The sequence below is a fragment of the Actinomadura sp. HBU206391 genome (assembly GCF_014323665.1).
Classification (GTDB): Bacteria; Actinomycetota; Actinomycetes; order Streptosporangiales; family Streptosporangiaceae; genus Actinomadura_C.
Genome location: NZ_JABVEB010000006.1, coordinates 80,632 through 106,844, shown reverse-complemented (window position 1 = coordinate 106,844; position 26,213 = coordinate 80,632). Strand labels below are relative to the sequence as shown.

Below are 26,213 nucleotides of genomic sequence, written 5' to 3'. Positions count from 1 at the left end.
GAGCCTCACCCTGGCTGCTGCCCTCCGGACGCCCCGGCCAGCCGATCAGCTCCTATCGCTTAGTGGTCGGCTCGAAGTCCTTCGGGGTTGACCTTAGGGTCCGCGCCGTGCCGAGAAGACAGCGTCGATCTGGTGCCATGCGGCGAAGATCGGCACTCCCGCGCCATGTTCGGTCGGACTGCAGGTCTCGTGACGTTCACGCCGACACGGCCTGGCCACCGCCGTCGGCATCCTCTGCGCAGGCTGTGGCCAGGTCGTCCAGCGATAGGTCCAGCGCGTGGGCCAGGGCCGCCACGGTGAAGAAGGCCGGGGTCGGGGCCCGGCCGGTCTCGATCTTGCGGAGTGTCTCCGCGGACACCCCTGCTGTGGCGGCCACATCCACCATGCTGCGGTCACCGCGGGCCTCGCGGAGCAGGGCCCCGAACCGCTCTCCACGTTGCCGCTCTTGCGGGCTCAAAGGAACTCTCACCATGCCCGTGATACTAATACCGGTATAGGTATTGGGTAGATTCGCGCCGCAGGGAGTCACGACACATGGTGGAGATCAAGACCGACACGGCACTGGAGACGATGCGTGAAGCCGGACGCGTCGTGGCCCAGGCCCTCGCAGCGGTCCGCCAATCGGCAGCCGTGGGGGTTCGCCTGCGCGAGCTCGACGAAGCCGCCCGCACCGTCCTGGCCAAGGCCGGGGCGCGCTCTCCGTTCCTTGGCTACAAGCCCTCCTTCGCCCCCATCCCCTTCCCCGCGGTGATCTGCGCCTCCGTCAACGACGCCGTCGTGCACGGCATCCCCGACGACTACCGCCTGTGCGACGGCGACCTGGTCAGCATCGACTGCGGGGCCGAACTCGACGGCTGGACCGGCGACGCCGCGATCAGTTTCACCGTCGGCACCCCCCGTCCCGCCGACCTGGAACTCATCGCCGCCACCCAGCAGACGCTGGACGCCGGCATCGCCGCCGCCACCGTCGGTCACCGCATCGGAGACATCTCCCATGCCATCAGCACCGTCGCACGCAAGGCCGCCTGCGGTATGCCGGCCGACTTCGGCGGCCACGGCATCGGCCGCCAGATGCACGAAGACCCCCACGTCCCCAACCACGGACGACCCGGCCGCGGCTTCCCCCTGCGCCACGGCCTCGCCCTCGCCATCGAACCCATGCTCATGGCCGGCGGACGCAACGACTACCGCACCGACCCCGACGGATGGACCCTGCGCACGATCGACGGCAGCCGCGCCGCCCACATCGAACACACCATCGCCATCACCCAGGACGGCCCCCGCATCCTCACCCTGCCCTGACCTCGAACCCGCTCACACGCGGCAGCGGACGACGCCACTCTCGGAAAGCACAGACCTGCGATCACAGGCTCCCACCGGCGTCGATTCCCTGGCAGGCAGCCACGCGCCCTTGACCGCGGAGCGGATCGCGCCTCGGCGCACGCAGGCGCCTTGACCGTTCCGAACGATGCCCCGAGATTGGCCGTCGCCCTTCCATGCCTGTGGCCCGAGCCGTGTCGCTTACCTTGACCGCCTCCGAGCGCCACCGGTTGAAGACGATGGCCTACGGTCACAAGACCGAGTATCAGGCCCGGCGGCGGGCATCGATCGTGCTACTGGCAGCCCGCGGGCACTCCAACGCACGAATAGCAACACGATCTCGGCGTCCACGGTGCGCCGCTGGGTGCACCAGGACGCGATCAAGCCCTGGCAGTACCGGTCCTGGATCTTCATCCGCGACCCGGACTTCCGCGCCAAGGCCCAACGGGTCCTGGACCTGTACGCCCGCACCTTCGAAGGCGTGCCGCTCAGCGACGATGAGTATGTCGTCTCCAGTGACGAGAAGACCTCGATCCAGGCACGCTGCCGCGTCATAGCCGAGGGCTTGGGCGATGACAGGTGCGGGCCTGGCGGGACCGGTTCTGGCTAAGCGGGACCGGTTCTGGCTAAGAGGCCGCGAACGCCCGCATCACGACCTCGCGCAATCCCGCCACGTCGTGCCCCAGGTCCCGCCGCGCCTCGTCGGCGTACTTGATCGCCCGGTACGCCACGACCACGGGCGCGGCCGCCTCCGTCGCCTGGTGGAGCGCCTGGACCGCCATGGCATGCCCGGGCTCAGAGTCGGAAACCCCCTCGGGATACCCGCGCAGCCGGCGCGCTATTTCGAGATCGGCAGGCCGCACTGCGGGCGCCGTCTCACCCGCCCTACCCTGCGCCCGCATGGGCCCGGGGTTAGAGCGTGCCGGTCGTGAGCCCACTGACTGCGCCATCCGCTCCAGGAGCGCGGGCCGTTCAGGCCAGGCCGCCAGAGCCTCGGCGATCACCGGATGACCAGAGATCCCCGCCATGGTCACGGCGTACTCCGCTGCGGCGAACGCGGCGCGCCGCAGCGGCCCTTCGCCCGCCGAGCGCAGCGCCTCACCCAGCGCCCCGTCGAGCTCAGGCAAAAAGAGCCGCCCGTCAGCGTCGCGTCGCGGCCACCGGACCAGCGGAACGGCCAGGAACTCACCGTTCAGCCACTCGGGCGTGAACACCTGCCCGGTGAGCCGGCCCGCCAGCGTGAACATGGCGCCCAACCTGCTCTCCCAGCCCAGCCCCTCCAGCGCCGCGTCAATGCGACCGGGGTCAGCACCGTGCACCGAACCCAGCGCACCGTCGGAGAACTCCGCCAGCACCCGCCCGTTCTCGGCGAATGCGAACTTGGTCAGCATGTTGACGTTCCAGAACACGCTGACCGACCGACACACGCGCGACGCCCGTTCAAGGACCGCCGCGCGGGTGCCTTCGCCGCCGTTGTCCTCGAACGTGACCGCCCAGCCGTCTCGGCGGGCGAACAACGCCACCGGCAGGCCCTTGCCGAACCTGGATCCGGGGATCCGCTCGGCGACGACGGCCAGCGCCTCGGCGAGCGGCCGGACTCCCTCCACGGGTAGGGCGTGGTCCAAGCGTCCGCCGAACGCGGCAGCAACGCGGCCTACCTCATCGTCTTCCGTGAAGGTGACACACGCCGCCTCGCTGAGGCACGTGGCATCGATCCAGCCGAACGCGTCCTCCCCAAGCTGTCCGTCCATGCCCGACATCTACCACCCGCTACCGTCATTCCTTCTCGGGAAAAGACGACGGTCAGCCCGACGGTGCCCCACGGGACGACCACTGTCGCTGGCGAGGCGGTGGGCGGCCGACCGAAGCCCTCAGCCGAGCTGCTCGGCCAGTGCGACGATGATGCCCTTGGGGCCGCGGACGTAACAGAGCCGATAGCTGTCCTCGTACTGCTCCAGCTCGCCAACGAGTTCGCCGCCGTGGGTGTGCAGGCGGGCAAGGACGTCCTCATGTCTTCGACGGCGAACATGATGCGACGTATGCCCAGCGTGTTCGCCGGTGCGTTTTCCGGCTCAGCGCTGACCGCCTTCAGCGTGCGACATGGAATCACTAATCGACCTGCTGCGCATGTGCAATCGCGAGGGCATGGCCGCCGCTCGCGCCAAGGACAAGCCGCGCGGCAAGCAACCCAAGCTCTCCCCGAATCAGCAGGCCGAACTGCGCCGCATGCACGCCACCGGCGACTACACGATCACCGATTCTCGGCGAGTACTACGGCGACCCCTTGAATGCTGCAGCTACACGTCCAAGCGTCCTTCGTCGGGCTTCAAACGATGGATTTTTGAAGATCAGCCGCCGGCGATCCGCCTTCGGCGGGGGCCGTGTCCGGGCATCGCCGGCCTTCCGGCCGGACGCTCCCGACACCGCCTGTGCGATCGAACGGAATCCGGCGTTAAACCGCCACGGGGATCCATCGGCGCCGACGGAGCGCTGACCAGCGGAACTCGCTGTCGCCGGCTTCCGTTCCGAATCCCTTCGACCCCCGGCTCCGATCGGTCCGCGAGTCATGTCGAAGACGGGCGCCTGGCTCCGTCCTAGCGGGTGACAGAGCCTCGACGCGAACGCGGAGCGGCGGACAACGACTGGTAGGAGGCCGGGATGCGGAAGTTGATCGCGAACGAGTGGATGACGCTGGACGCGGTGGTGCAGGCTCCCAGTTATGCCGATGAGGACGTGACCGGTGGCTTCGGGCACGGTGGCTGGCATAGCCGCTACTTCGATGACCTGTCCATGAACTGGGTGATCGAGAACGTGCGCGGCGCGGGCGGCTACCTGCTGGGGCGCGGCACGTACGAGATCTTCGCCGCCCACTGGCCGAACACGCCGGCGCCATCGGCACCACAACCGCGTGGCGTTATGTGCGGGAGTCGGTCGACCTGCTCGCCGTCCTCGCCGACGACCTGAACGCTGCTGCCGTCCGGGTCTGTCGGCTGGCCTACGCGATCCTCGACGGCACGCTGATTCCGATCGACCGTGTCGCTGACCAGAAGTCGTACTACTCCGGCAAGCACAAACGTCACGGCATGAACGTCCAGGTCCTCGCCGACCCCGCCAGCCGGCTCGTCTGGGCCTCGCCCGCTATGCCGGGAGCGGTGCACGACCTGACAGCAGCCGAGCTGTCGGCCTGACCGACGCATTGACCAGCGCCGATGTGATGACCTTGGCGTACAAGGGATACCAAGGCGCGGGCGGCACGATCCGCACCCCCTTCAAGCGTCACCGGCATCGCCCAGGGTTGTCACGCGGGCAGAATGCCGTCAACCGCTCTCATGCCCGCATCCGAGGTTTGGGCGAACGCGCTGTATCCACGCTGAAGACCTGGAAAGTCCTGGCCAAGCTCCGCTGCTGCCGGCACCGCGCCGCCGCAATCGTGCAGGCCAGCCTCGTCCTGCAAGCCATCGAAGCCGACCACCACTCAGGATGAAGAGGATGTACCGACTTCGATCGCATCGCGCAGGGCTGCGAGCGTCAGCGCTACGACAGCCGGTCGATCTCAGCGAGCACCTCGTCTACGTGCGGACGCACCTGTGCCTTCAGCTCATCGCTCCAGCTCTCCTCGGAGTACCGGCAGCTGAGATACAGCTCCTTGGCATGCTCCAGGACGCGGCGGCGCTCCGGTGGGAGCTGAGCGAGGGCCCACTTGGCGGCGGCGTCCTTCGACCTGATCTCACCGGTGGCGAGCGTAGTCCAGATGCGAGCGAAGGTCAGCACGACGTTGCGGGTGTCACCGTCCAGGTCGTCGAGCAGGCCAGGGATGCCCGCCACACTCGCCCGGACCAGGTCCGCGTGCGGGACGGGGTCCAGGACCTGCGCCGGTGGCGGGCCGGTGAGGGGATGGTCGCCGGCCAGTACCATCGTGATCAGCAGGGCCAGATCCGGCATCGGTTCCGGCTGAGGGGCTCCAGTGGCCTCGAGTTCGTCACGTAGCCACTCGCCGTACAGGAAATCACCGGTCGGCGGGAACCGCCACGGGCGGACCTCGGACTGGACTACAACGGTGAGTTCGACCGGGCGGGCCCCGGCCGTGGAACTGGAGATCTTGAACAGTCCTTCAAGGATCGCCCTCGTTCCTGACCGTCCATACGCCGCTGGGAGACGACGAGGACGTCCAGATCGCTAGCCGGCTTGAGGCCGCCGAGCAACGAGGATCCGTGGAGATAGGCACCAATGGCCTCGGGGCCCAGTACGTCGCCGACCAGCCCCACGATCTCCTGAATCTGATCCATTACGCCAGTGTCGGCCATCAACCGGAGGAGCGCACCCCGCGTTTACCGGTCGGCGCGCGTGCATGTTTCAGCGCGTCGATCAGTCCGGCGGGTGGGCGGCGGTCAGGTCGTGGGTGCTGCCCCGGGTGATCCGCAATCGGGTCGTGACCTGCGCCTTCAGGTTGGAAATACCTCACTGCTCGATCCGTCAGCGGTCGGTGTCGTGCACAAGGCCGCCGGGCAGCGGGACGCGGTCAGCCGCGCAGTCGCACGCGATAAACCCGTGGCGACGTCGGTGGTCATCCCCGCGATAATGGCCGACGTGGAAGAGGTCGAGGTCGTCGTCGCCCATCACGAGCGCGCGACCCTGCGCGTCGGCGACGTGTTCCTGAAGATCGACGCTGATCAGACGCGCACCGACGTCGAGGTCGAGGCGATGGCTATGGCGCCGATCCCGACTCCGGAGGTCCTGTGGCGGAAGCCGCCCGTGCTCGCGCTCGCCGCCCTCCCAGGGACGGCACTCGGCCGCCTCGGCGAGCCGTCGATCGCGTCGTCGGCGGCGTGGGCCGCAGCGGGTGCCGCCGCACGGATGCTGCACGACGCGCCGCTGCCGCCATGGCCCGGTCGGAGCCTCGACGAGTTGGCCTCGCACCTCGACGGCGAATGCGAGTGGCTCGTCACGAATGGCGTCCTTCCCACCGACGTGGTCACGCGCAACCGCCGGGTTGCCGAGGCTGCGCTCCGGCCGTGGACACCGGTGTTCACGCACGGCGATTTGCAGCTCACCCACGTGTTCGTCGATGTTGACGAGATCACCGGCGTGATCGACTGGTCCGAGGCGTGCCAGGGCGATGCCCTGTTCGATCTCGCCACCTTGACGCTCGGACACGAGGAGCACCTTGGCGACGTCGTCGCCGGCTACGGTACCGACGTCGACCTCGACGTGATCCGCGCGTGGTGGTCGTTGCGAAGCCTGCTGGCGGTCCGCTGGCTGGTCGAGCACGGCTTCGACCCGTCCTCGCCAGGCTGCGAGGTCGACGTGCTGAGATCCCGGCTGTGAGGCTGCACGAGTCCGACGGCTACGAGTGCCGGAGCGGAGAGCTTGATCCTTGGGCTTTGGCCCGGAGAGGTTGTCCCTCGTGTCGCGTCCTTCGAAGTATCCACCCGGAGTTTCGGCAGCGTGCGGGCGATCTGGCGCGCAGCACCGACCGCCCGATCGCGCATGTGGCCCGGTAGCTGGGCGTCAAACGAGACGCTGCGGACCTGGGTGCGTCAGGCCCAGTTCGATGACGGTGAGTGGGAAGGCTTGACCAGCGATGAGCGGGCGGAGCTGGGGCGCTGAGTTTCGCCGATCGGGAGAAGATCTCCCGCGGTGTCGCGCGAGGTGAGTCGATGCGTTCGATCGCTCCCCGGCTGGGCCGCCCCGCGGCAACGATCAGTCGCGAGATCTCCCGTCACAAGGGCCGGGCCTCATGCCATCGACGCCCGGGCTGGCGCGCCAGGGCAGCCATCTGTGTGGCTTCCACCTGTAGCTGGGTCCGTCCAGATCGCTATGCCACTCACAAGCAGTATCGACTGGTGACGCTCCACGACCAGTCACTGTCACCCGAGTGACCAGCGACCTGTAATCCACCACTCAGATTCAGTGCCGCGTCGTCAGCCGGTTGATCGGCCCGGCTCGTTTCGCCGCTCCCGAAAGTCGCGTCGCGGTTCTTCAATGAAGAGGTGCTCACGAGTCGGCTCCCGGGCGAACGATCATTAGGACGACGACGACCGCCCACAGCAGGTTGTAGATACCGGCGAGCATGGCGAGCGTGCGCAGCCGCCCGCCATCGTCGGGTTCGGTGAGCGCATCGCGTTGAAGCGGATAGATCTGCACGGCCAGCAGGCCGCCGGCGATGGCGGTGAGGATCATGGCGAGGGTGATCCAGATCTCGCCCATTCGGCCTTGGACGAGGGCCAGGACGATCCCGACGACGGGCACGACAATGCCGAAGATGCCGTACACCCGGGTGATGCGGTGCAGCGTGACGGCCACGGCCCGGTTCCGCTCTCCCGAGGCCTCCGGCGAAGCGACGGGAGCACCTCCGCCGGCCGGCCCGGCGGAAACGCCGGTGGCGACCGGCGCATAGCGGGGAAACAGGCTCGTCGCGACGGCCGAGCCCCCGACGAACACGATGCCGGCGAGCACATGCACCGACAGCAACAGGTCGTCCATGGATTCTCCTTTGCAACCTTCAGCCAGACTGAAGGCCAACAGGAAGCTTCAGGTGGGTTGAAGCTAACGGGGAGGCTCGGTGCACTGCCGACTGCGTCGCCTTGCGAACAGGTCAGGACGTGGAGTCGCCCTCGAACGCGGCGCGGATGGCACTGGCGACCTGCCGCTGAATCGGGTCCGCGTCCGGGCCGAACAGCCGGTCGTCGACCCCGGCCACCGCGTCTTTCGCCGCATCGAGGAGGCGCGCACCGTCAGGCGTTATCTCGATGGTCGAAGCGGAGCCGGCGCGAGCGGTGTTATCGCGCACTAGTCCGGCGCGGGCGAGCACCTTCACCGCGGTGTGGACGCTTGCCAGTCGCTCTGCGAGGGAGGTATCGCGTCCGACGTCGAGACCTGCAAGAAGGAATTCGCCCCCATAGAGAGTCTTCTCAACCAGACATTCGGCGGCAGGAGCGAATTGTTGACGATGGCGCTATACGGCTGGAAGGTGCAGTACAACCCGCAGGGCAGCGGGGTGACGATGAACCACGCCGACAAGGTGGTGGAGATCGGCCCCTCCCGATCCCCAGAGCAGAACGCCTTCGAGTTCCGGGTGGAATGGGATGATGACCTCCTGGAGGACGACGGTCCTTCAAAGCTTAAGAAGATGAGTTCTGGGGGAGATTCTTGGCGTAGACCCCAAGGAGCATTTCCTCAAGGACTACAAGGGCCCTGAAACCATTTATTTCCGCACCGGCGAATCTTCGGCACTCCGCGGCCGTGGCCACGGGCTCATCGACATGCCGTGGTTACGGGAGTGCACAGGGCGGGTGGCTATGAGCCGTTCGCTCGTGTTCGCACCGCGTTCAGGCTTCTGACGACCGACAGCACGCCCTGATGTATAGCCACGCCGACAAGAGTGTTGAGCACCGCCAGGCCGGCCCCTCCGGCCAGGGTCGACAAGGACGTGGTCACGTCGCCCGCTAGGAGTACGACGGGCCAGATGACGGCGGCCGCCAGGAGCGATGCGCGCCACCAACGCCCGAAGACGAGCCCGAACAGGATCATGGTGGGAATCATCGTCCACGCCCTCGATGCGGTGATCTGCTGACACCGCCATCATGGCTTGGGGCGCGGGGCGCCGTCACCTGCCACGCTTCACGTAGCCGAAGACCTGGATCTCGACGCCGTCCAGCGTGGTGGTCGTCCGCACCTCCACGACCCCCTGTTCGTACCGGACGATCTCGCGCGGTTCGGTGCTGAGCGCTTGGGCGTAGCGGCCGACGATCTGACGGATCTGGTCCGCGGTACGGATCTCCTCCACGGCCCGGATCTCCGCCACGGCCTGGTCGACGTCGGTGACGTGCCCCAGGCCCACCCATCGGCCGTCCAGGTGGATCGCGCGCCAGCGCAGCACTGGCAGGTCGGGATGCGCCCGAGCGATCCAGTGGCCGATCACCTCGCCGGCCGCCTCGGCCGCCGCGTCGCGCACCGCGTCGCCGAGCCGCTCCCGATCCTGGTCGCTCAAGGGAGCCTCCCTGTGCGCTGCTCGGGGCCGGCGATCACCTGTTGGCGGGCGTGACGTTCGGGTCGGCGGGGGAACCGCTGTGCCAGGGCAGGACCTTACCGTCGCGGACCAGTTCGCCATAGGTGGCGGGATCGATCGGCTCGGCCAGGATGAAGTCGAGCAGGGGGGCGGCCGCCTGTGCGGGGGTTCGGGCTCGGCTGAAGTCGGCGAACCACGGTCGTGAGGTCGCCGTGTCGACCAGGCCGGGGCAGACCGCGGCCACCAGGGTGCCGTCCGGCAGGTCGGTTCCCCTGCGTTCGCGGGCGACGGCGCGTACCGCGGCGACCTGGGCGACCTTGGACGGTACGTTGATCCACTTCGGCCAGCCGAGGTCCTGTGCGGTGCCGGCGTGTACGGCAGTGCGCCACGACTCGACCAGCGACTCGACCGCCTCGAGCGAGGCGTTCTCGAGCAGCGGGTGCAGGCGCTCGTCGAGGTTCCCCAGGGTGCCCAGGGAACTGGCCACGACGATCAGGCGCCCGCCCGGGCGGACCGTCGGGCCGAACGAGCGCAGCATCGCGTGCGTGGCGCCGTTGGCGACGTCGATGAACTCGTCGGCCTGCTCCTCCTGCGGCAGGTCGGGGGTCATCCTGGCGATGGCGTTGGAGACCACGACGTCGATCCCGCCGTACCGCTCGCCCAGTTCGGCCGCCATGCGGGCGATCGCGCCGGTGTCGGTGACGTCGAGCTGCGCGCCCTCGACCCGGGCGACGGTCGTGGCGGCCGCAGCGGCGCGAGCGGTGGCATCGGTCACCCGGGCCGGATCACGTCCGGTGAGCAGCACCAGGTCCTGTGGGCTCCATCGCGCGGCCAGCCCCTCGACGAGCGCATAGCCGATGCCTTGGTTCGCTCCAGTGATCAGAGCGATGCGTTGAGCAGTCATGTCGCCCACGCTAGGCAGCCGCCCACCATGCGTCCAACGAGACTTTCTCATCCGTGATATGCGTAAAAGTCATGGACTTCACCGCTGTGTCGCTCACCGGGCTGCGGGTCGTACGCGAGATCGCCGAACGCGGCACCTTCAGCGCGGCGGCGGACTCGCTGGACTACACCCAGTCCGCGGTGTCGAGACAGGTCGCCGCCGTGGAGCGAGCCGCCGGTACGCCGGTGTTCGAACGCCGCCGCGACGGCGTGCGGCCCACCGCCGCCGGACGCGTGATCCTCCGGCACGCCGCGGCCGTGCTCGACGAGATCGACGCCGCCGACCGCGAACTGCGCGGCCTGCCCGCCGAGACCGGAACCGTGCGGCTGGGCGCCTTCCCCACCGCCGGAGCCGTCCTGCTGCCACAGGCCCTCACCCTGCTGCGCCGCACCCATCCCGGCATCTCGGTCGTCACCCGTGACGGCGGTACGCCGTCACTCGTACGAGGCCTGCGGGCCGGCAGCCTGGATCTGGCGATCCTGGGATCGGCGCCGCCGTTTCGGGCACCCGACTCCGAGGAACCGGCCCTGACCATCGAGACGCTGGCGGAGCGAAATCTGTGCGTGGCGGTCCCCGCGACGCATCCGCTGGCCGCGGGCGACTGGGTCGATGTCGGCGACCTGCAAGGACAGCGGTGGATCGCCGGCAGGTCGTCCAGTGACGAACCGCAACTCGGCGCCTGGCCCGGTCTGGCCGGCCGGCCCGACATCGTGCACACCTCCAGGGATTGGCTGACCAAGCTGCGGCTGGTGGCCGCCGGGTGCGGCCTGACCACCGTGCCCGCCGTCCTGGCCGCCGCGGTGCCCCCGGGTGTACGGGTCCTCGCGGTGCGGGGCGGCCCTGAGGAACGGCGCCGCGTCATCGTCGCCCATCTCCCGCACCGTCTGCCCGAGGCCACCGCGCGCGTCATCGAAGCCCTACGGGCGGTCGCCGGCACCCAGGCCTCCTGACGGGCCGGAGGCCTGGTGAGCCGTGCCGCATGTCCCCGGCGCCGCCACACACCGCGCGGCAGCCGGCGGTCGGTGGTGCCGCTCAGCCCTTGCGTCGCGCGCCGGCCAACCCTTCGACGACACCGAGGAGGACCAGGGACGCGATGACCGCGACGACGAAGCCGAGAACGTTCAGTTCGAAGATGTCGCCGGTGCCCAGGAGATTGGCGACCGTCCCGCCGATGACCGAGCCCACGACGCCCAGCAGGAGTGTCCAGAGCAGCCCGATGCGCTGCTTTCCGGGCTTGATCAGACGAGCAAGGGCACCGATGATGAGGCCCGCGACGATAAAACCGATCATCTGGTGTACCTCTGCTTCCGGTAGAACTGACGTAAAGGTCGCCACGCACATGCCCTGGAGGAGCGGTCACAAACTCGCCTCTCGTCGCAGGTCGGCCGCCATGACGCGGACCAGGAGCGCTGCGGCCCGCGTCGGCTGACGAACGGGTGACCGAGGCTCAGAGGCGGGCGACCCGCGTCACCTGCCCGCCTGGTCGAGCAGGTCCGAGATCGCTTGGAGGACGGCGTCCGGCCGTTCCTCATGTAGCCAGCCGTGCCCGGCGTCGTGGAGGATCCGCTGCTCACCGCGTGGAACCGATGCGGCCAGCTCCGCGTGCAGGAGTCGTTTGCCGTCGTTGATCTCACGCAGGAGTTCTTCGGACCAAAGACCGGCCTGGGTGGCGTCGTGTCCCAGAGCCGTCAACACGATCATCGGCACGTCCGGAGTGCCTGGTGCGTTCCGGAGTTCGTCGGACACCTCGTCGTACAGGTTCTTGCCTTCATGCCAACCGGTCCGCCACGAGGTGAGGTGGTACTCGATGAGCGGCCGGCGTACGGGCTCGGGCCACTTCGCGAAATGCGGTGCGATCAGGCCGCGGGAGCGCTCGATCTGTTCCTCGGTCGGCTCCGGCAGCTCCGGGTCCTTCATCCGCTCCAACTTGTCCAGAACCTGCCGGGGTGCCCGGGCGGCCATGTCCTCGTGAAAGGGATCCAGCAGGAGCAGCCCGGCCACGTCGCCGGGGAAGAGCCGCGCGAAGTGGCGCGCGTAGGCCCCGCCCAGCGAGTGGCCGACCAGCAGGTAGGGGGCGGGCACACCGGCGGTGCGCAGCAGATCGAGCAGCTCCGCGGTGACGTCGGCGGCGGTGCGGGGCAGTTCGGCCGGGTCGCTCCAACCGGTGCCCGCGCGGTCGTAGAGCACGCTGGTCGTCAGCCGGGCCGCCCGGGCGTGGATGTTCACATAGTCCAGCCCGACCATGCCGTTTCCGGGGAGGAACACCACCGCCGGGCCGCCGGTGCCGGAGCGATGCAGCATCAGCCCCCGCCCTCCGACGTCGTACCGGCGCCCCAGCGGCGACGCTTGCGCGATGGCCGGCTCGCGCCGGGATGTGGGCGATCGGTCTGGCATTGTCGGCTCCTCGGGCTAGCTATTCTCAACTTTGAGAAAGATAGCAGATATGAGATCGTTCATCCCATGGACACGGTCGACCTGCTCCTGCATCCGGTACGGCTGCGCATCGTGCACGCCATGTCGGGCGAGCGGCCGCTCACGACCTCGCAGTTGTGCGCCCTCCTGCCCGACGTCTCGAAGGCGACCGTGTACCGGCACGTCGGTCTGCTCGCCGACGGCGGCCTCCTCGAGGTGGACGGCGAGCAGCGGGTGCGCGGCGCCGTCGAGCGCCGGTACCGCCTGCACCGGGCGCGGGCGGTGATCGACGCCGACACGGCCGCGTCGGTGTCGCCGGAGGACCACCGCCGCGTGTTCGCCGTGGCCATGGCCACCCTGCTCGCCGAATTCAACGCCTACCTCGACCGGGACCACGCCGATCCGGCCGCCGACTCCGTGGGCTACCGCCAGCACACGCTCTGGCTCAGCCAGGACGAGCGCGCCGAGATGATCAAAGCGATGCGCGGCGTGATCCTGGCCCGGAGGGGAAACGGACCCGCGCCCGACCGCACGCGGCACCTGCTCAGCCCGATTCTGTTCCCCACCGAGGAACCGCCCCCGCGCACCTCCGGCGAGCAGGCCGAACCCCGCCGCTGAGCCCCGCGTGTCGTCTGCACGCCTCGCAGGCCGGCCGTCGCGGCAGAGATCAGGCCGCGGCCGGTTCGGGGACCGTCGCCCCGGCGGGCGGGGGGATGCGTCGCCAGAACGGGATGGCCACGGTTACGAAGAACAGGCCGGCGAGGCCGGCGAAGGCGAAGGACCAGCGAGTGCCGTAGGTGTCGATGATGTGGCCGGTGATCGGACCCGAGACCGCCAGGCCAAGGGTGAGAGCGGTGCCGTGCAGGCCCATGGCCTCACCTCGCGCGACGGCCGGCACCCACTGGCTGAGTGTGTCGATGGTCGTGGAGAGGGCTGGGGCGCAGAGGATTCCCGCGGGGATCATGGCGACACAGAGCAACTGCCAACTGCCGATCAGGCCGACGGGCACGGTCAGTGCCGCCATGGCGCCGATCATGACCAGCGGGGAGAAGCCTCGGGGCAGGGCGCCGTACACGAAGCCGCCCACGATCGACCAGAAGCACCACAGTCCGATCGCGAGCCCGGTCCACCGTGCGGCGTCGTCGGCCGTGAGTACCGCGACCAGGCTCAGCTCGGTCGCGATCAGTACGAACGTCGCCGCGAAGGTGAGCCCGAGCAGGGAGAGCAGGGCCGGGGTGAGCCATTGCCGGCGCGGTACGACAGCGCCCAGGGCCTCGTCGCCCTTGGCGCGAGTCGGCGGGTTCAGTACGAGCATCGCGACGCCGGAGCCGACCATGCCCACCCCGACCGCCGACATGGACCAGCCGCTGCCGAACGTGGTGGCGAAGGCCACCGCGAGAGCCGGGCCGATCATGTACGCCACTTCAACGATCATCGAGTCGAGCGCGTAGCCGGTACGGCGCTGCTCGGGCGGGACGGCCGCCGCCATGCATTGGCGGATCAGGCCGAAGACCGGGAGCGACAGCACCCCGCCAAGAACGGCACCGGCCAGCAGGAGCGCATAGGGCAGGAAAGGAGCCGACACCCAGAACGCGAACTGCGCGACCGTGGTGACGGCGACGATGGGCCTGAGTCCGTGCCGGTCCATGAAGCGCCCGGCCACCGGCGCGCCGACGGCGGTGCCGACGGTGGCCGCCGCGCCGACCAGCCCCGCCTGGAAGAAGCCCAGCTTCAGGTTGTTGAGCACATGCAGGGTCAGGGTCAATCCGGTGGCCGTCACCGGGATCCGGGCGACCAGCCCGACGAGCAGGAGGGCTCGTACGCCGGGGATCGCCAGCACCCGCCGGTAAGGCTCGACAGTCATTTAGTTGCTTACCTCCGCCGGACATTGTGGCAGCGCCCACCGGCATGCCGCGCGCCTATTACCGCCGAGGCCCCCGCGGGCCCTCTTGCCGACGGATTCCCCATGACGGCGGCCGCGACACGAACGGCGAGGTCACGGCTGTGGGCGGCGCCCACAGCCGTGACCTCGCAGATGTTCCGTCGCGGTGACGGAGGGTCGTGACCACCGCACCGTTCCGGCCTCCGGGCCGGGCGGTGCTGCGGTGGTCAGCCGATGAGCCGGTCGAGAGGATGGCCCGGATCGGCGAGTTGCCGCTCATCGATCGTGGCGTTCGAGTGGATCAGCGCCTTGATCTGGTCGGTGACATCCCAGACATTGACGTTCATGCCGGCCAGCACACGCCCGCCGGAGCACCAGAAGGCGATGAACTCACGGCCGGCCACGTCGCCGCGGAAGACGACCCGGTCATAGCCGCCCGGTTCGACGTGGCCGGTGTACTCCATGCCGAGGTCGTACTGGTCGGTGTAGAAGTACGGCAACAGGTCGTAGACGGCCTCGCCGCCGAGCATGGTCGTGGCGGCGACGGCGGGCTGGTTGAGCGCGTTGGCCCAGTGTTCGACGCGGATGTTCCTGCCCAGGATCGGGTGAGCGGCGTTGGCGACGTCACCGGCGGCGCAGATGTCGGGATCGCTCGTACGCAGCGCCGCGTCGACGACGATGCCGTTGTCGACCTTCAACCCCGCGTCCGCGGCCAGCCCGGTGTTGGGGCTGATCCCGATTCCGGCGATCACGGCGTCGGCGTCGATGACGGCGCCGTCGGCGAGCCGTACACCGGTGACCTTCCCCTGCCGGGCGTCGATGGCCGCGATCTGGGTCTGCAGGCGCAGGTCGACGTCGTGGGCGAGGTGCAGGTCGGCGAAGACCTGGGCGGCCTGCCGGCCGAGTACACCCAGCAGGGGCAGTTCGGCGGTCTCGATCAGCGTGACCTGGAGGCCGGCCTCGCGGGCGGCGGCGGCGACCTCCAGACCGATCCATCCGCCGCCGATCACGGCGATCCGGGAGGACGTGGCGAGGGTGTCCTTGATCTGGTCGCTGTCCTCGATGCGCCGTAGGTAGTGCACCCCGTCGGCGTCGGCGCCCGGGACCGACAGTCTGCGGGGGCTGGATCCGGTCGCCAGCAGAAGTCTGTCGTAGCCGAGGCGGCTGCCGTCGGCGAGCACGACCTGGTGGACGTCGCGGTCGATCGCCGCGACGGCCTGTCCTGACCGCAGGTCGACGTCATTCTCGCCGTACCACCCCTCCGGGTGGACGAAGACCTGCTCACGTTCGCTTTTGCCCGCGAGGTAGTCCTTGGAGAGCGGAGGACGCTCGTACGGGCGGTGCGGCTCGTCACCGAGCAGGACGATCCGGCCGTCGAAGCCCTGATCGCGTAGGGCCTCGGCGGCCTTGGCGCCGGCCAGGCCGGCACCGACGATCACGAATGTCGGGGTGGGTGCCACAGCTTCTCCTCTTCCTTGCGTCGTTCCTGCGTTGTTCCTTGGGGTCGTCAGGCGTTCACGCCTGCCAGCGCGAAGAACTCGCTGCGGGAGCGGGCCTCTTCGCGCAGGACGCCGAGCATGGTGGAGGTGACGGTCGAGGAGCCCACGGCCTGAACACCGCGCAGGGTCATACAGGTGTGTTCCGCCTCGATGACCACGCCGACTCCTCTCGGCTGGAGGTGTTCGGCGAGCCAGTCCGCAATCTGCTTGGTGAGCCGCTCCTGCACTTGCGGACGGTAGGCGAAATGCTCGGCGAGGCGGGCCAGCTTGGACAGCCCGAGAATGCGTTCGGCGGGCAGGTAACCGATGTGGACCGTGCCGACGAACGGGAGCAGGTGGTGCTCGCACACCGATCGCAGCGGGATGCCCCGGGCCAGGACCAGTTCGTCGTATCCCTCGTCATTGGGGAAGGTCGTCAGGTCGAACGGGCGAGGGTTGAACAGCTCGGCGTAGGCCCGGGCCATCCGGCCGGGAGTGCCGCGCAGGCTCTCGGACTCCAGGCCGATTCCCAGTGCGCGCAGGAGATCGGCGGCAGCTCGTTCGGCCGCGACCAGATCAACACCGTTTACCTCGCCGACGACCCGCAACGCCGAGCTTGAGAGCACAGCATCTTCCTTTCCCTGACCGAGCGATGGACACCTGTCGAACCACGCCTGCCCGAACCACGTCTGCCGAACCCGACGAGAGCGGTGCCGTGTACGGGCCGGCATGCGGTGGACACCGCGCCGACCCGCCACCTATTTCGCTAACAAGTACTAGTCTTATTTTGTAGATCCGTCAACGAGCCGGTGACATCGGCATACTTTGCTGTTTTATCCAGCACTGATGGGCGTTATTGTGAGCGCGTGACCTCTGACGCCTCGACGATCGCGGCCGTCGCCGTGCTCAGCGACGAGTTGCGGCGCCGCATGTACGCCTTCATCCGCCGGGCGGGCCATCCGGTCACCCGCGACGAGGCCGCGGCCAGCGTCGGCATCTCCCGGAAGCTGGCGGCCTTCCACCTGGACAAGCTGGTCGCCGCCGGCCTGCTCAACGCCCGCTACGCCAACCTCACGGGAGTGCGGAAGGCCGGTCGTAGCCCCAAGGTGTACGAACCCGCCGACGTCGACGTCCAGGTGAGCATCCCCCAACGCGAGCACGGGCTCCTGGCCGACATCCTCCTGGATGCGGTGCTGAGGCAGACCCCTCGAACGGACGCCCGCGCCGCCGCGCTCGAGGCCGCCGTTGAGCACGGCCGGCGGCTCGGCCACGCCGAACGCGCCCGGACGCGCGGCAGGCTCGGCGCCGAACGCGCGCTCACCATCGCCGACCAGGTCCTGGAACGGCACGGCTTCGAGCCCGTCCGCCCGACGCCGACCTCGCTGCGGCTCGAGAACTGCCCCTTCCAGCCCTACGCCGCCAAGGCCACCGACCTGATCTGCGCGATCAACCACGCGTTCCTCACCGGATTCCTCGACGGCCTCGGGGCCAGGACCGTCCAGGCGTCACTCGTCCCCCGCCCGGGGGCCTGCTGCGTCGAACTCGCCGCCCCTGGTTTTGCCGGCGAAAAGTGACCGCGCTTGTTCGTGAGTTCCGACCGCACAGGATGGCCGGAGCCGGCTCGGCGCTGGGGGCTGGGCAGGGCGTCGACGGCGTTGGCGATCACAGCGACCTCGGCTGCGCCCGGTGTGTCCTGCAGCGTCAGCAGCTGTTCCGGGTGGTCGCCGGTGCGCCAGGAGGAGAGGTACATGCGCAGCTGTGAACCTTGAATCGGGGCCCTGATCCGCCGCCCGACGCGCCGGGTCAGCGGTCTTCCTGAGAGCCGGGCGGTTCAGTGAAACTGGACGCGGCGCCGATGCGTAGGCGCGTCCGGCCCGGGTCGAGCAATGGCAGGCGCAGGACGAATCGGGCGCCTTGCGGTGCGTCCTCGGCCTTGAGCGTTCCGTTGTGGGCATGGGCGATGTCGGCGGAGATCGCCAGGCCCAGCCCGCTGCCCTTGGGGTCGCGGCGCTGTCCGTCGGCCAAGCGGGTGAAGCGTTCGAAGACGCGTTCCCGATCCCGTGGTGGGATGCCGTCGCCGTCGTCGGCGACGCTCACCACGGCGAGGTCGTCCACGCGTTCGGCGGTGATCTCGACACGGCTGTAGGCGTGCCGTTGCGCGTTGTTCAGAAGATTGTCGATCAACCGGGTCAGCTGCATCCGGTGGCCGTGGACGCGTACCCCTGGAGCGGCTTGGGCGACCACGGACACGCGTTGGGCGTGGGTGGCGGCCTCTTGCGTCACGAGCTCGCCGACGTCGATCGGCTCAGGTGGCGCCGGGTTGGCGCGGAGCCGGGCGAGCAGCAGCAGATCGTTGATGACCGCGTTGAGGCGATCGGTGGCCGACAGGGCGGTGCGGATGACCTCGTGCGGGTCGACGTCCTCGGGATAGAGCAGGGCCTCTTCCAGCTGCAGGTGCAGGGAGGTGATCGGCGTTCTGAGTTCGTGGGAGGCCTCGGAGGCGAACTGTTCCTGCTGTTGGAGTGCGCCTTCCAGCCGATCCAAGGCCTGGTTGGCGGTGTCGGCGAGCGCCGAGATCTCACTCCCGCCGAAGGGCGAGGACAGCCGGACGCTCATATCGCCGCCCGACAGTTTGGCGATCTGAACGCGGACGGCCTCCACACGGCGCAGTGATCGGCTCACCACACCCCAGGTCACACTGGCCGATACGGCTGTGAGTGAAAGGACGCCGATGGCGATGAAGAACTCGAGCCGGTGCGTTGAGAGGATCGCAGGAGCCATCGCACCCGCGTAGACGAAATGTGGATCAGTGTTCCCCGGTGTGTTCTGCAGGGCGAAGCGGACGACCGTGAGGAGGACGCACCCGCCGTGCGACCGGCAGACGGTCACGTTGTCGAGCCGGTCCGTGGCCGTGGGCCGAAGGGTGCTGAACGGCGCCATGGTCGACGCGGCCGCGCTGGCGTCGAGGACCCTGCCGCGGGAGTCCACCAGTTCGAGCAGCTTGACGCGGGATGGAGTGGACACCGTGTGCGGCACACTGCCGGTCCGTGCGGCGGCGATCCACTGGAGGGCCGACCGCTGCGTGTCCGCGAAGATGCTGTCCCGGATGTTGTCCCGGATCGCCAGGCCGAGGCTGAGTCCGATGATGGTCAAGCCGATCAGGGACAGCGCCGCTGCGGTCAGCGTGTAGCGAACGCGAGTCGAGCGTGGTCGTAGAGCCGGCATGGACTTCCCCGATGCGTCTTCGCCATGGCCTACTTGAGCGCGGCGCCGATTATCGGTGCCTTTGCAACAATATGCCCCGTTTTGCACACGGATGGCGGCACTGTCTGGTTCTTTGTCCAGACATGACCATCGTGTTGCCTGACCTTTCACCACCCCGGTATGAGTCCATACCCGCGACGGGGCCCGCCTTCCTTGATCGGTCGGACGGGCCCGGACGCCTGTCGTGCTCAGGCCGGCACCCCCCGGGCCGACGCGCTCAGCCGGCCCAAGCAGCCGGCCCAAGCAGCCGGCCCGCTCAGCCGGGCGCCCTCAGGAGAGGGTGGGGGCGGCCTGGTTGTGGTCGATGCTGCCGGGGTTGGGCGGGGTGGGCGCCGGGGCGTCGCCGGCCTCCTTGTGGAAGCGGCCGTCCTTCATGAACTCCGCGCGCGCCCTGCCGGTCTGGGGCAGCCTCAAACAGCGCACGTTCACCCCCGACCGCCGGGCCTGCTACCACGAGGACCACACCGCCATCGTGGAGGACCTCCACGACCGCGACCCCGAGACGGCCCGGGAACGCATGCGGGACCATCTCATCCGGGTCTCCGACAACCTCCTTGGCCGCCACTGACCGGTGGGGAGGACGCCCCACGCCGTCCGATCAGGACACACCGCACAACCGGAGCAGTGCCGTGGTGGCGGTCGCCGCGATGACCACCGCGGGGAACGGCACGCGCCGGACCGCGAGCAACCCGCCGACCAGCACGCCGGCCGGCCTCGCCCAGCCCGCGAAGCCGTGTCCCTCGGTGAGCGCGGCGGTGGCCGCCAAGGCGATGAGCAGCACGGCCGCGGCGATCGACAGCAGCCGTTGCAGGTGGTCCGGGATGCGCATCCGGTGCCGGAACAACGCCCGGACATCTACCGGATAGCGGTGCAACCGGGCGAGGCCCGGGCCTCCGAGCCGCACATGTCCGGCACGACAGAACACGTGGTGCTCAGCACCGGGCGCGCGCTGGTCGGCCCGGCCGGCGAGCCGGTCGAACTCGGGCCGGGCGACTACGTCACCTATCCCGGCGACACGCCGCACGTCTTCAGAGCCCTCGAACCGGACACCACCGCGGTGATGGTCATGGAGCACGTGTGAGCCCCGAGCCGTACAGCCGGTGACACCGGCAGGTCGGTCATGAGCGAGCGGGCGTCGGCGCGGCGCCGGGCAGCAGTGCGGCCACCTCGGGCCTGATGAGATCGGCGATCTCGGCGTGGGGCACCTTGAACAGGCGCACTCCGGCGACGGTCGGATAGTCCAGGCTCGGCAGCGCGATGCTGAACTCGACGTTGCGGGCCGTGAACATGAACTCCACCGGCGGATTCTGGTCGGTGAGCTCGGCGGGCGTCACGGCGCGGCAGACGCGGGGGGATGTCAGGTATCCCGGGCAGAAGTCCCGTTCCGGGTCGTGGCGCCGCAGCATGCCGGTGAGCGCCGTCATGCCCGATGCGGTGAGGGTCCGGGCACGGAACACTTCGCGGGCGCCCAGCCGGCGCCCGGTGGTGAGATCGACCGTCACCGTTGTGCTGAGGCTCTCGAACTCCCGGAAGAAGAAGATTCCGGAGCTTGCGGGCGGGTCGAACGCGTACCTGAGCGACAGCAGGCGTGGGCCGCGCAGGCCCCACACGACGTCCGAGCCCGCCGACGTGGTCTCGGTGGCGAACGGAGTGGCGGTGGGAAACGCGTTGCGCGACCGCGCCAGCTCTGACCGGTAGTGCTCCATCATCTGCTCGACGGGGGCTCGAAGGATCTGGTTGACCCTCTGCTCGACCGCCGCATCAGCGAGGCCGCTCACCTTCACGTACTGCGCCCGTACGGTCAGGCCCGCCTCGGTGTGGTCGCCGGTGAGGGACGCCAGGTCGAGTGCCAGCGTCGGGCGCGGCGTCGGACGTGGTGCGGGCGGGTCAGGTCTCCCGCGCACTCCGGTGACGACGACCGCGCCCGTCGTGGCGACGACCACGGCGGTCGCGGTGGCCAGTGCCGCCTTCGCGCCGCCGATCTTCGCCAGCAGAGATCTGCCGGAAAGATGTCCGACGGCACTGGCGGCGCCCTGCCCGACCGCGCCGCCCATGGCCCCGCCTCCCGATGCGGCGACGAGCAGGGCGAGCGGGAAGACCGCCGCGATGGCGGCGGCGCAGGCGGCGAGGCCGCGCAGGCCCCGTACCTCCCAGTCCGGCCCGTATCCCGCGACGGCGGCCGCCTCCAGTTCGGCCACGAACGCGGCCGCGCCGGGCACCCGCTGGGCCGGGTCCTTGGCCAGGCCGCGGGCGACCAGCGGGCGGACCGGTTCGGGGAGATCCTCGACCGGTACCGGGGCGTTAATGTGCTCGCTCATCAGCGCCGACGTGGTGTCGGCCCGGTACGGCCGGTGACCGGTGACACATTCGAAGAACACGCAGGTCGCGGCATAGACATCGGTGGCCGGAGCGACGGGTTCGCCGCGCCACTGCTCGGGCGCCATGTACGCCGGGGTTCCGGCCCGCGCTCCCGCCTCACCCGAACGCACCGCGATGCCGAAATCCACCAGCTTGCTGCGACCGTCGCCCTGAACCAGGACGTTCGCCGGCTTGTAGTCCCGATGAACGACACCGCTCGCGTGCGCCGCGGCGAGCCCCAGCAGCGAGCCCTTCAGTACCACCAGCGCCGCCTCGGGCCCGAGGGCGCCGTGTTCCCGCAGCACCGCGGCGAGCGACGCCCCGTTCACCGCCTCCATCACGATGGCGGCGCCGAGGGGAGTCTCCGCATAGCCGTACAGCCGGGCGATGTGCGGATCGCGCAGCCGCGCGAGCGTTCGCGCCTCCGCGCGGAACGCTGTCACGAACTGCCCGTCCTCCAGCAGCCGGGGGGACAGGTACTTGATCGCGGCCAACGACCCCGAGGCGTCGTGACGGGCCAGCACCACCCGCCCGAAACCTCCCGCACCGAGCTCACGCAGTTCGGTGTAACCGGGCAGCGCCCACGTGCCCATCCGCACCTCCCCTGCGACGCCCGGCACCGGTGGGAGAATCATGCTCCGCGAGACGACCGGCCGCCACCGGTGAGCCTCGTCACCATCGGCCTCCCGATCTTGCCATGCGGAGCCTCGAGGGGTTTCGTTGACACATGTGAAACCTTGGCGGTTTCACTCCGGACGAGGTGCGCCGTACCCCGGTCAGGCCAAGACGACGCGACGCCAGCCGTAGGTCGATGTTCCGGAGGTGGCCGCCATGGCCTGGATGCTCATCATCGTCGCGGGCCTGTTCGAGGTCGCGATGGCACTCTGTCTCAAGCTGAGCAAGGGCTTCACCGTGCTCTTCCCCTCGCTGGGCGTCGTCGTCTTCGCAACCGTCAGTTTCGGGCTGCTCAACCTTGGACTGAAACAACTCGAGGTCGGCACCGCGTACGCCGTCTGGTGGGTATCGGCGCGGTCGGCACCGCGCTGGCCGGCATGCTCCTCATGGACGAGAGCACGTCTCCACTCAAGATCGCGGCACTCACGATGATCATCCTCGGGGTGGTCGGGCTGAACCTGGCGGACGCACGCTGACCGTGTGGACGCCGTGACGTTCCATCACCGCACAAGGCTCTGACCTGCGGGAACGGCGGGCTCGGCGGCAAGGCGGCCGTACTGCCGTACCCTCTCCACCGATCCTCGTAGCGCGCCAGGTGGTGTACGGTTCGAACGGCTGGTCGCCGACTGGCGAATGGGCCCTGCTGTGGCTGTGTACCGACCCCGGTGAGGTGTCGGTACGGCGAAAAGCGAGGAGTGCCCGATGACGGATGCCGTGCGACGGCTGAGGATCCTAGTGGTCGAGGACGACCCAGGCGATCAGATGCTGATCGGCGAGGCCTTCGCGGAACATGGTGCAGATCATGAGGTGACGATGGTGGCCGACGGCGCGGAGGCGCTCGACTACGTACACCGCCGTGGCTCGCACACGGCCGCGACGCGTCCCGACCTGATCCTGCTCGACCTGAACCTGCCCAAGTACGACGGCCGGGCGGTGCTCGCCCAGATCAAGGCCGACGAGAGCCTGTGCACGATTCCGGTGGTCATCTTCACCACGTCCTCGCGCGCCGAGGACATCAGCGGCGCCTACGAGCTGCACGCGAACGCCTACGTCACCAAGCCCGTCGACTTCGATCACTTCACCAGCGTGGTGAAAGTCATCAACGACTTCTTCACCTCCGCCGCCCGTCTTCCGGGCCCGCCCGCAGCCGCCTGAACCGGCGCCCGCCCGACCCCCCGGCCCCGAACAACAACCGTCCGCGTATGTGCGGGTGCCGCCCGGCCACGGCCTGAGCCCTGACTCCGAACAGTAACTGTCCGCGTGTGTGCGGGTGCCGCCCGGCCACGGAGCGTCGACTGCCGACGGGTGACACCGCGCGACCCGGGCCCAACGCGCATAACTGCGTGATCACGAACGGTATGCGCGGCATACGGAAATCCCACACCGAGGGATCTTCGCAACAGAACACCACACCACCCCAGTCACTGGACCCAACCACCCCCCGTGATCATGCAGTTGTTCTCGCGCCCACCCCCCGTGATCATGCAGTTGTGTTCTTGCGTCCCCCGTGATCATGCAGTTGTTCTCGCACGCGGGCTCCCGTCTCACGCCGACCGGCGGCCTGAGCACCTGGCTCCGGACGCGCGCATCACAGCCCCCCGTACGGCCCGGTCGCAGGCGCACGACCGGCCGGGCCCGTAAGCCGCTCGAACGGCCGGGCCGCAGCCGTTCGAACGGCCCGACCGCGGCCGCTCGAACGGGCGAACCGGGGCCGGCCCCAACGGCTCTCATGGGTCGCCGGCTTTACCGGCCGGGCCTTGCGCCGGTCACCGGCATCAGCGCTTGCCGTAGCGCTGGTTGAAGCGGTCGACCCGGCCGGCCGTGTCCACGACGCGCCCGCGACCGGTGTAGAACGGATGGCTCGCCGAAGACACGTCGACGTCGACCACGAGGTAGACGTTCCCGTCCTCCCACTCGATCGTCCTGGCGCTCGTCATGGTGGACCGGGTGAGGAAGGCGAAGCCGGCGCTCGGGTCGCGGAAGACGACCGGGCGGTAGTCAGGGTGGATGCCGATCTTCATGGTCAGCGCTCCTCTCGGTAGAGCACGTGCTCGCGGGCGACGGGATCGTACTTGCGCAGCGTCAGCCGCTCAGGGTCGTTCCTTCGGTTCTTGCGGGTGACGTATGTGTGGCCGGTCCCGGCGGTCGAGCGCAGCTTGACCACGGGACGCAGCTCGTTTCGGGTCATCGAGGTTCCTTCCTCCGGTCGTGCGCATGCCATGATAGCGATAACGGTTATCGTTTTATTCCATGGAGGTGGGCACGTTGTCCGTCCCTGTCGTCCTGGTGTCCGGGCTGCACGGCCCGTCCCGTGCCGCCGTCGTCGATCGGCTGTTGCGCGAGCATCCCGGCTCGCTGGCGATCCATCACGACCTGCGCGGGATCACCAGCGGTCTCGTCGTACGGATCGTCCGCGACGCCGCCGTGGTGCTGGAGCACGCCGTCGTCCGGCCGGCGCACGGCTGCATGACGTGCGCGGTCCGCGACGACCTCGTCCCGCAACTGCGGCGGCACGCCGCCCGCGCACGGCTTCTGATCGTGGATCTATGGGACTGCGTGGAGCCGAGGTCCGTGGCCGAGTGCCTGGACCAGGCCGAACTGCACAAGGAGCTCCGGCTCACCGCGGTGCTGACCGCGCTGGACGCCGAACTGACGCCCACCGACATCTGCCGGGGCGAGCGGCTGGCCGAGGTGGGCAGATCGGGCGCCGTCGGCGATGAACGCCATCTCGCCGAGGTGCTGGCGCGGCAGATCGAGTACGCCACCGCGCTCGTGCTCCCGGAGGTGCTGCCGGACCCGCTGCCGGGCGTCGGCGACGACGAGCTCGACCTGTGCCGCGATGTGCTCGGCCACCTCGCACCCCAGACGCCGGTGACACTGCCCGGCGAACCCCTGCCGGCGCTCGCGGGAGCCGCGCTCTGCACGCGCGAACTCGCGGCCCGGGTCGACCAGCCCACGGCGCAGTTGCCCTGCGATGCGCACACGCCCGCCGCCGACACCGTGGTCTGGCGCCGGGCACGCCCGTTGCACCCCACGCGATTCTTCGACGCCGTGGACTCCCTCGCCACCGAGTCCGTCCGGAGCCGGGGCCGGTTCTGGCTGGCCAACCGGCCCGACCGGCTGCTCGCCTGGGAGACGGTGGCCGGTGTCGTCACGGTGCAGGACACCGGCCCATGGCTGGCCTCACTGCCCGAGGCGGCCTGGGACCTGGTGCCGCCCGCTCGCCGGGTGGCCGCATCCCTGGACTGGTCGCCCGACCACGGCGATCGCGTGCAGCACCTCGTCCTCACCGGCCCCGACCTGGACCGGGACCGCATCCACGCCCTGCTCGACTCATGCCTGCTGGCCCCGGGCGAACCGGCCATCGGCCTCGACGACCCCTTCGCCGGTCTGCTCGACGTCGGGGAGGCCACCTGAGTCATCCGGCCCGGGCCGGCATGGGCCCCGTGACTCGCGCCCGCCGGGAAGGCGATACGGTCGTTCGACCCCATGCGGGTCAATAGACGTACAGAAGGGGGTCGCCACCATGACCACGGCCAGCACTGTCAGGGTCACCGACGCCGAAGGCAGCGACCGCTTCGAGGCGCGCATCGACGGCGAGCTCGCCGGATTCGCCGAGTACATGCGGACCGGCCGCCTGGTCGTCTACCCGCACACCGAGGTCGAGCCCGCCTACGAGGGCCGTGGCATCGGCAGTGCGCTGGCCCGCGCCGCGTTGGACGACGCCCGCCGGCGTGGGCTTCCGGTCCTGGCCATCTGCCCGTTCATCGCCGGCTGGATGAGCCGCCATCCGGAGTACCAGGACCTGGCCTACCAGAACCGCAGCACCGCCACCGACTGATCCGCTCTACCGTGCCGGGCCGTCGGCCCGGT

The 26,213-nt window shown here is 69.4% G+C and carries 34 protein-coding genes, 1 pseudogene and 1 riboswitch; of the genes and pseudogenes, 16 read left to right on the top strand and 19 right to left on the bottom strand.

Annotation, left to right across the window (positions count from 1 at the left end; all coding sequences use genetic code 11):
• Positions 1-196 precede the first annotated feature (196 nt).
• Complete coding sequence (locus HKK72_RS05215; protein WP_187233065.1) at positions 197-472, bottom strand: helix-turn-helix domain-containing protein; 276 nt, start codon at positions 470-472, stop codon at positions 197-199.
• Between the two features lie 62 nt (positions 473-534).
• On the opposite strand from HKK72_RS05215, the gene map reads away from it, so the two are divergent.
• A complete protein-coding gene (gene map / locus HKK72_RS05210; RefSeq protein ID WP_187233064.1) occupies positions 535-1,302 on the top strand; it encodes a type I methionyl aminopeptidase in 768 nt (255 codons plus the stop codon).
• A 370-nt stretch (positions 1,303-1,672) separates the two neighbouring features.
• On the top strand, positions 1,673-1,930 hold the full coding sequence (locus HKK72_RS05205; RefSeq protein WP_187233063.1) for a hypothetical protein: 258 nt from the start codon (positions 1,673-1,675) through the stop codon (positions 1,928-1,930).
• A gap of 16 nt (positions 1,931-1,946) precedes the next feature.
• On the opposite strand, the gene HKK72_RS05200 is transcribed toward HKK72_RS05205, so the two are convergent.
• The gene (locus tag HKK72_RS05200) at positions 1,947-3,071 is read right to left on the bottom strand and encodes a DUF6461 domain-containing protein (protein WP_187233062.1); all 1,125 of its coding nucleotides are present in this window, start codon (positions 3,069-3,071) and stop codon (positions 1,947-1,949) included.
• Between the two features lie 907 nt (positions 3,072-3,978).
• On the opposite strand from HKK72_RS05200, the gene HKK72_RS05195 reads away from it, so the two are divergent.
• Both HKK72_RS05195 and HKK72_RS05190 read left to right on the top strand, forming a co-directional pair.
• Positions 3,979-4,284 carry a hypothetical protein gene (locus HKK72_RS05195; RefSeq protein ID WP_187233061.1) on the top strand — a complete coding sequence of 102 codons (306 nt, stop codon included), beginning with the start codon at positions 3,979-3,981 and terminating at the stop codon, positions 4,282-4,284.
• Positions 4,212-4,804 (top strand): annotated as a pseudogene (locus HKK72_RS05190) (transposase family protein); the annotation flags it as partial. The gene HKK72_RS05195 and the pseudogene HKK72_RS05190, both read left to right, overlap by 73 nt.
• Before the next feature lie 50 nt (positions 4,805-4,854).
• On the opposite strand, the gene HKK72_RS39710 reads toward HKK72_RS05190, so the two are convergent.
• Together HKK72_RS39710 and HKK72_RS42650 are read right to left on the bottom strand one after the other, a co-directional pair.
• Positions 4,855-5,262, bottom strand: a complete 408-nt coding sequence (locus tag HKK72_RS39710) for a DUF4111 domain-containing protein (protein WP_222720345.1) — start codon at positions 5,260-5,262, stop codon at positions 4,855-4,857.
• 107 nt (positions 5,263-5,369) lie between these two features.
• On the bottom strand, positions 5,370-5,606 hold the full coding sequence (locus HKK72_RS42650; protein WP_222720344.1) for a nucleotidyltransferase domain-containing protein: 237 nt from the start codon (positions 5,604-5,606) through the stop codon (positions 5,370-5,372).
• Positions 5,607-5,868: 262 nt separating this feature from the next.
• Here HKK72_RS42650 and HKK72_RS05180 point away from each other — a divergent pair, with 262 nt between their 5' ends.
• Together HKK72_RS05180 and HKK72_RS42645 are read left to right on the top strand one after the other, a co-directional pair.
• The gene (locus tag HKK72_RS05180; RefSeq protein ID WP_315987083.1) at positions 5,869-6,645 is read left to right on the top strand and encodes a phosphotransferase family protein; all 777 of its coding nucleotides are present in this window, start codon (positions 5,869-5,871) and stop codon (positions 6,643-6,645) included.
• A gap of 278 nt (positions 6,646-6,923) precedes the next feature.
• Positions 6,924-7,199, top strand: a complete 276-nt coding sequence (locus HKK72_RS42645; RefSeq protein ID WP_187233083.1) for a helix-turn-helix domain-containing protein — start codon at positions 6,924-6,926, stop codon at positions 7,197-7,199.
• A 115-nt stretch (positions 7,200-7,314) separates the two neighbouring features.
• Here the strand turns inward: HKK72_RS42645 and HKK72_RS05170 are convergent, their stop codons facing one another.
• Both HKK72_RS05170 and HKK72_RS05165 read right to left on the bottom strand, forming a co-directional pair.
• Positions 7,315-7,803, bottom strand: a complete 489-nt coding sequence (locus HKK72_RS05170; protein WP_187233060.1) for a hypothetical protein — start codon at positions 7,801-7,803, stop codon at positions 7,315-7,317.
• Positions 7,804-7,915: 112 nt separating this feature from the next.
• Positions 7,916-8,137: a hypothetical protein gene (locus tag HKK72_RS05165; protein ID WP_261986555.1), complete on the bottom strand. Its 222-nt coding sequence runs from the start codon at positions 8,135-8,137 to the stop codon at positions 7,916-7,918.
• A 6-nt stretch (positions 8,138-8,143) separates the two neighbouring features.
• Here HKK72_RS05165 and HKK72_RS05160 point away from each other — a divergent pair, with 6 nt between their 5' ends.
• Positions 8,144-8,518: a hypothetical protein gene (locus HKK72_RS05160; RefSeq protein ID WP_187233059.1), complete on the top strand. Its 375-nt coding sequence runs from the start codon at positions 8,144-8,146 to the stop codon at positions 8,516-8,518.
• 98 nt (positions 8,519-8,616) lie between these two features.
• Here HKK72_RS05160 and HKK72_RS05155 read toward each other — a convergent pair whose 3' ends face one another.
• From HKK72_RS05155 to HKK72_RS05145, 3 genes are all read right to left on the bottom strand, one after another.
• Entirely contained in the window at positions 8,617-8,862 is a 246-nt protein-coding gene (locus HKK72_RS05155; RefSeq protein WP_187233058.1) for a hypothetical protein, read from the bottom strand.
• Positions 8,863-8,926: 64 nt separating this feature from the next.
• A complete protein-coding gene (locus HKK72_RS05150; protein WP_187233057.1) occupies positions 8,927-9,310 on the bottom strand; it encodes a hypothetical protein in 384 nt (127 codons plus the stop codon).
• 34 nt (positions 9,311-9,344) lie between these two features.
• Positions 9,345-10,232 (bottom strand): SDR family NAD(P)-dependent oxidoreductase, encoded by an 888-nt coding sequence (locus HKK72_RS05145; RefSeq protein ID WP_187233056.1) that lies wholly within the window; start codon positions 10,230-10,232, stop codon positions 9,345-9,347.
• 71 nt (positions 10,233-10,303) lie between these two features.
• Between HKK72_RS05145 and HKK72_RS05140 the strand changes: the two genes are divergently transcribed.
• The gene (locus HKK72_RS05140; RefSeq protein ID WP_187233055.1) at positions 10,304-11,221 is read left to right on the top strand and encodes a LysR family transcriptional regulator; all 918 of its coding nucleotides are present in this window, start codon (positions 10,304-10,306) and stop codon (positions 11,219-11,221) included.
• An 82-nt stretch (positions 11,222-11,303) separates the two neighbouring features.
• Here HKK72_RS05140 and HKK72_RS05135 read toward each other — a convergent pair whose 3' ends face one another.
• Together HKK72_RS05135 and HKK72_RS05130 are read right to left on the bottom strand one after the other, a co-directional pair.
• Positions 11,304-11,561 carry a GlsB/YeaQ/YmgE family stress response membrane protein gene (locus tag HKK72_RS05135; RefSeq protein ID WP_187233054.1) on the bottom strand — a complete coding sequence of 86 codons (258 nt, stop codon included), beginning with the start codon at positions 11,559-11,561 and terminating at the stop codon, positions 11,304-11,306.
• Positions 11,562-11,738: 177 nt separating this feature from the next.
• Positions 11,739-12,665: an alpha/beta fold hydrolase gene (locus HKK72_RS05130; protein WP_187233053.1), complete on the bottom strand. Its 927-nt coding sequence runs from the start codon at positions 12,663-12,665 to the stop codon at positions 11,739-11,741.
• A 66-nt stretch (positions 12,666-12,731) separates the two neighbouring features.
• Here HKK72_RS05130 and HKK72_RS05125 point away from each other — a divergent pair, with 66 nt between their 5' ends.
• Positions 12,732-13,301 carry a helix-turn-helix domain-containing protein gene (locus HKK72_RS05125; protein WP_187233052.1) on the top strand — a complete coding sequence of 190 codons (570 nt, stop codon included), beginning with the start codon at positions 12,732-12,734 and terminating at the stop codon, positions 13,299-13,301.
• A 49-nt stretch (positions 13,302-13,350) separates the two neighbouring features.
• Here the strand turns inward: HKK72_RS05125 and HKK72_RS05120 are convergent, their stop codons facing one another.
• The 3 genes from HKK72_RS05120 to folE form a co-directional block, all read right to left on the bottom strand.
• Positions 13,351-14,547, bottom strand: coding sequence for an MFS transporter (locus HKK72_RS05120; protein ID WP_187233051.1), 1,197 nt, complete (start codon positions 14,545-14,547; stop codon positions 13,351-13,353).
• A gap of 245 nt (positions 14,548-14,792) precedes the next feature.
• Entirely contained in the window at positions 14,793-16,025 is a 1,233-nt protein-coding gene (locus tag HKK72_RS05115) for an NAD(P)/FAD-dependent oxidoreductase (protein WP_187233050.1), read from the bottom strand.
• Positions 16,026-16,072: 47 nt separating this feature from the next.
• Entirely contained in the window at positions 16,073-16,669 is a 597-nt protein-coding gene (gene folE / locus HKK72_RS05110) for a GTP cyclohydrolase I FolE (protein WP_315987082.1), read from the bottom strand.
• Between the two features lie 240 nt (positions 16,670-16,909).
• Here folE and HKK72_RS05105 point away from each other — a divergent pair, with 240 nt between their 5' ends.
• Positions 16,910-17,617, top strand: coding sequence for a helix-turn-helix transcriptional regulator (locus HKK72_RS05105; RefSeq protein ID WP_222720343.1), 708 nt, complete (start codon positions 16,910-16,912; stop codon positions 17,615-17,617).
• A gap of 229 nt (positions 17,618-17,846) precedes the next feature.
• Here HKK72_RS05105 and HKK72_RS05100 read toward each other — a convergent pair whose 3' ends face one another.
• A complete protein-coding gene (locus tag HKK72_RS05100; protein ID WP_187233048.1) occupies positions 17,847-19,268 on the bottom strand; it encodes a sensor histidine kinase in 1,422 nt (473 codons plus the stop codon).
• A gap of 412 nt (positions 19,269-19,680) precedes the next feature.
• On the opposite strand from HKK72_RS05100, the gene HKK72_RS05095 reads away from it, so the two are divergent.
• On the top strand, positions 19,681-19,875 hold the full coding sequence (locus HKK72_RS05095) for an FCD domain-containing protein (protein WP_187233047.1): 195 nt from the start codon (positions 19,681-19,683) through the stop codon (positions 19,873-19,875).
• 30 nt (positions 19,876-19,905) lie between these two features.
• Here HKK72_RS05095 and HKK72_RS05090 read toward each other — a convergent pair whose 3' ends face one another.
• Positions 19,906-20,136 carry an AzlD domain-containing protein gene (locus tag HKK72_RS05090; RefSeq protein WP_187233046.1) on the bottom strand — a complete coding sequence of 77 codons (231 nt, stop codon included), beginning with the start codon at positions 20,134-20,136 and terminating at the stop codon, positions 19,906-19,908.
• A 3-nt stretch (positions 20,137-20,139) separates the two neighbouring features.
• On the opposite strand from HKK72_RS05090, the gene HKK72_RS40640 reads away from it, so the two are divergent.
• Positions 20,140-20,388 (top strand): cupin domain-containing protein, encoded by a 249-nt coding sequence (locus HKK72_RS40640; RefSeq protein WP_315987081.1) that lies wholly within the window; start codon positions 20,140-20,142, stop codon positions 20,386-20,388.
• A gap of 37 nt (positions 20,389-20,425) precedes the next feature.
• On the opposite strand, the gene HKK72_RS05080 is transcribed toward HKK72_RS40640, so the two are convergent.
• The gene (locus tag HKK72_RS05080) at positions 20,426-22,300 is read right to left on the bottom strand and encodes a serine/threonine-protein kinase (protein ID WP_261986553.1); all 1,875 of its coding nucleotides are present in this window, start codon (positions 22,298-22,300) and stop codon (positions 20,426-20,428) included.
• A 92-nt stretch (positions 22,301-22,392) separates the two neighbouring features.
• A riboswitch (guanidine-III (ykkC-III) riboswitch) is annotated at positions 22,393-22,461 on the top strand.
• A gap of 35 nt (positions 22,462-22,496) precedes the next feature.
• Here HKK72_RS05080 and HKK72_RS05075 point away from each other — a divergent pair.
• The gene (locus tag HKK72_RS05075) at positions 22,497-22,772 is read left to right on the top strand and encodes a DMT family transporter (protein WP_315987080.1); all 276 of its coding nucleotides are present in this window, start codon (positions 22,497-22,499) and stop codon (positions 22,770-22,772) included.
• A gap of 270 nt (positions 22,773-23,042) precedes the next feature.
• Positions 23,043-23,495, top strand: coding sequence for a response regulator (locus HKK72_RS05070; RefSeq protein ID WP_187233045.1), 453 nt, complete (start codon positions 23,043-23,045; stop codon positions 23,493-23,495).
• Between the two features lie 620 nt (positions 23,496-24,115).
• On the opposite strand, the gene HKK72_RS05065 is transcribed toward HKK72_RS05070, so the two are convergent.
• Together HKK72_RS05065 and rpmG are read right to left on the bottom strand one after the other, a co-directional pair.
• Entirely contained in the window at positions 24,116-24,361 is a 246-nt protein-coding gene (locus HKK72_RS05065; protein ID WP_187233044.1) for a type B 50S ribosomal protein L31, read from the bottom strand.
• A 2-nt stretch (positions 24,362-24,363) separates the two neighbouring features.
• Positions 24,364-24,528, bottom strand: coding sequence for a 50S ribosomal protein L33 (gene rpmG, locus HKK72_RS05060; RefSeq protein ID WP_187233043.1), 165 nt, complete (start codon positions 24,526-24,528; stop codon positions 24,364-24,366).
• Between the two features lie 62 nt (positions 24,529-24,590).
• Between rpmG and HKK72_RS05055 the strand changes: the two genes are divergently transcribed.
• A complete protein-coding gene (locus HKK72_RS05055) occupies positions 24,591-25,757 on the top strand; it encodes a CobW family GTP-binding protein (protein WP_187233042.1) in 1,167 nt (388 codons plus the stop codon).
• Between the two features lie 109 nt (positions 25,758-25,866).
• Positions 25,867-26,181 carry a GNAT family N-acetyltransferase gene (locus tag HKK72_RS05050; RefSeq protein WP_187233041.1) on the top strand — a complete coding sequence of 105 codons (315 nt, stop codon included), beginning with the start codon at positions 25,867-25,869 and terminating at the stop codon, positions 26,179-26,181.
• The last annotated feature ends 32 nt before the right edge of the window (positions 26,182-26,213 follow it).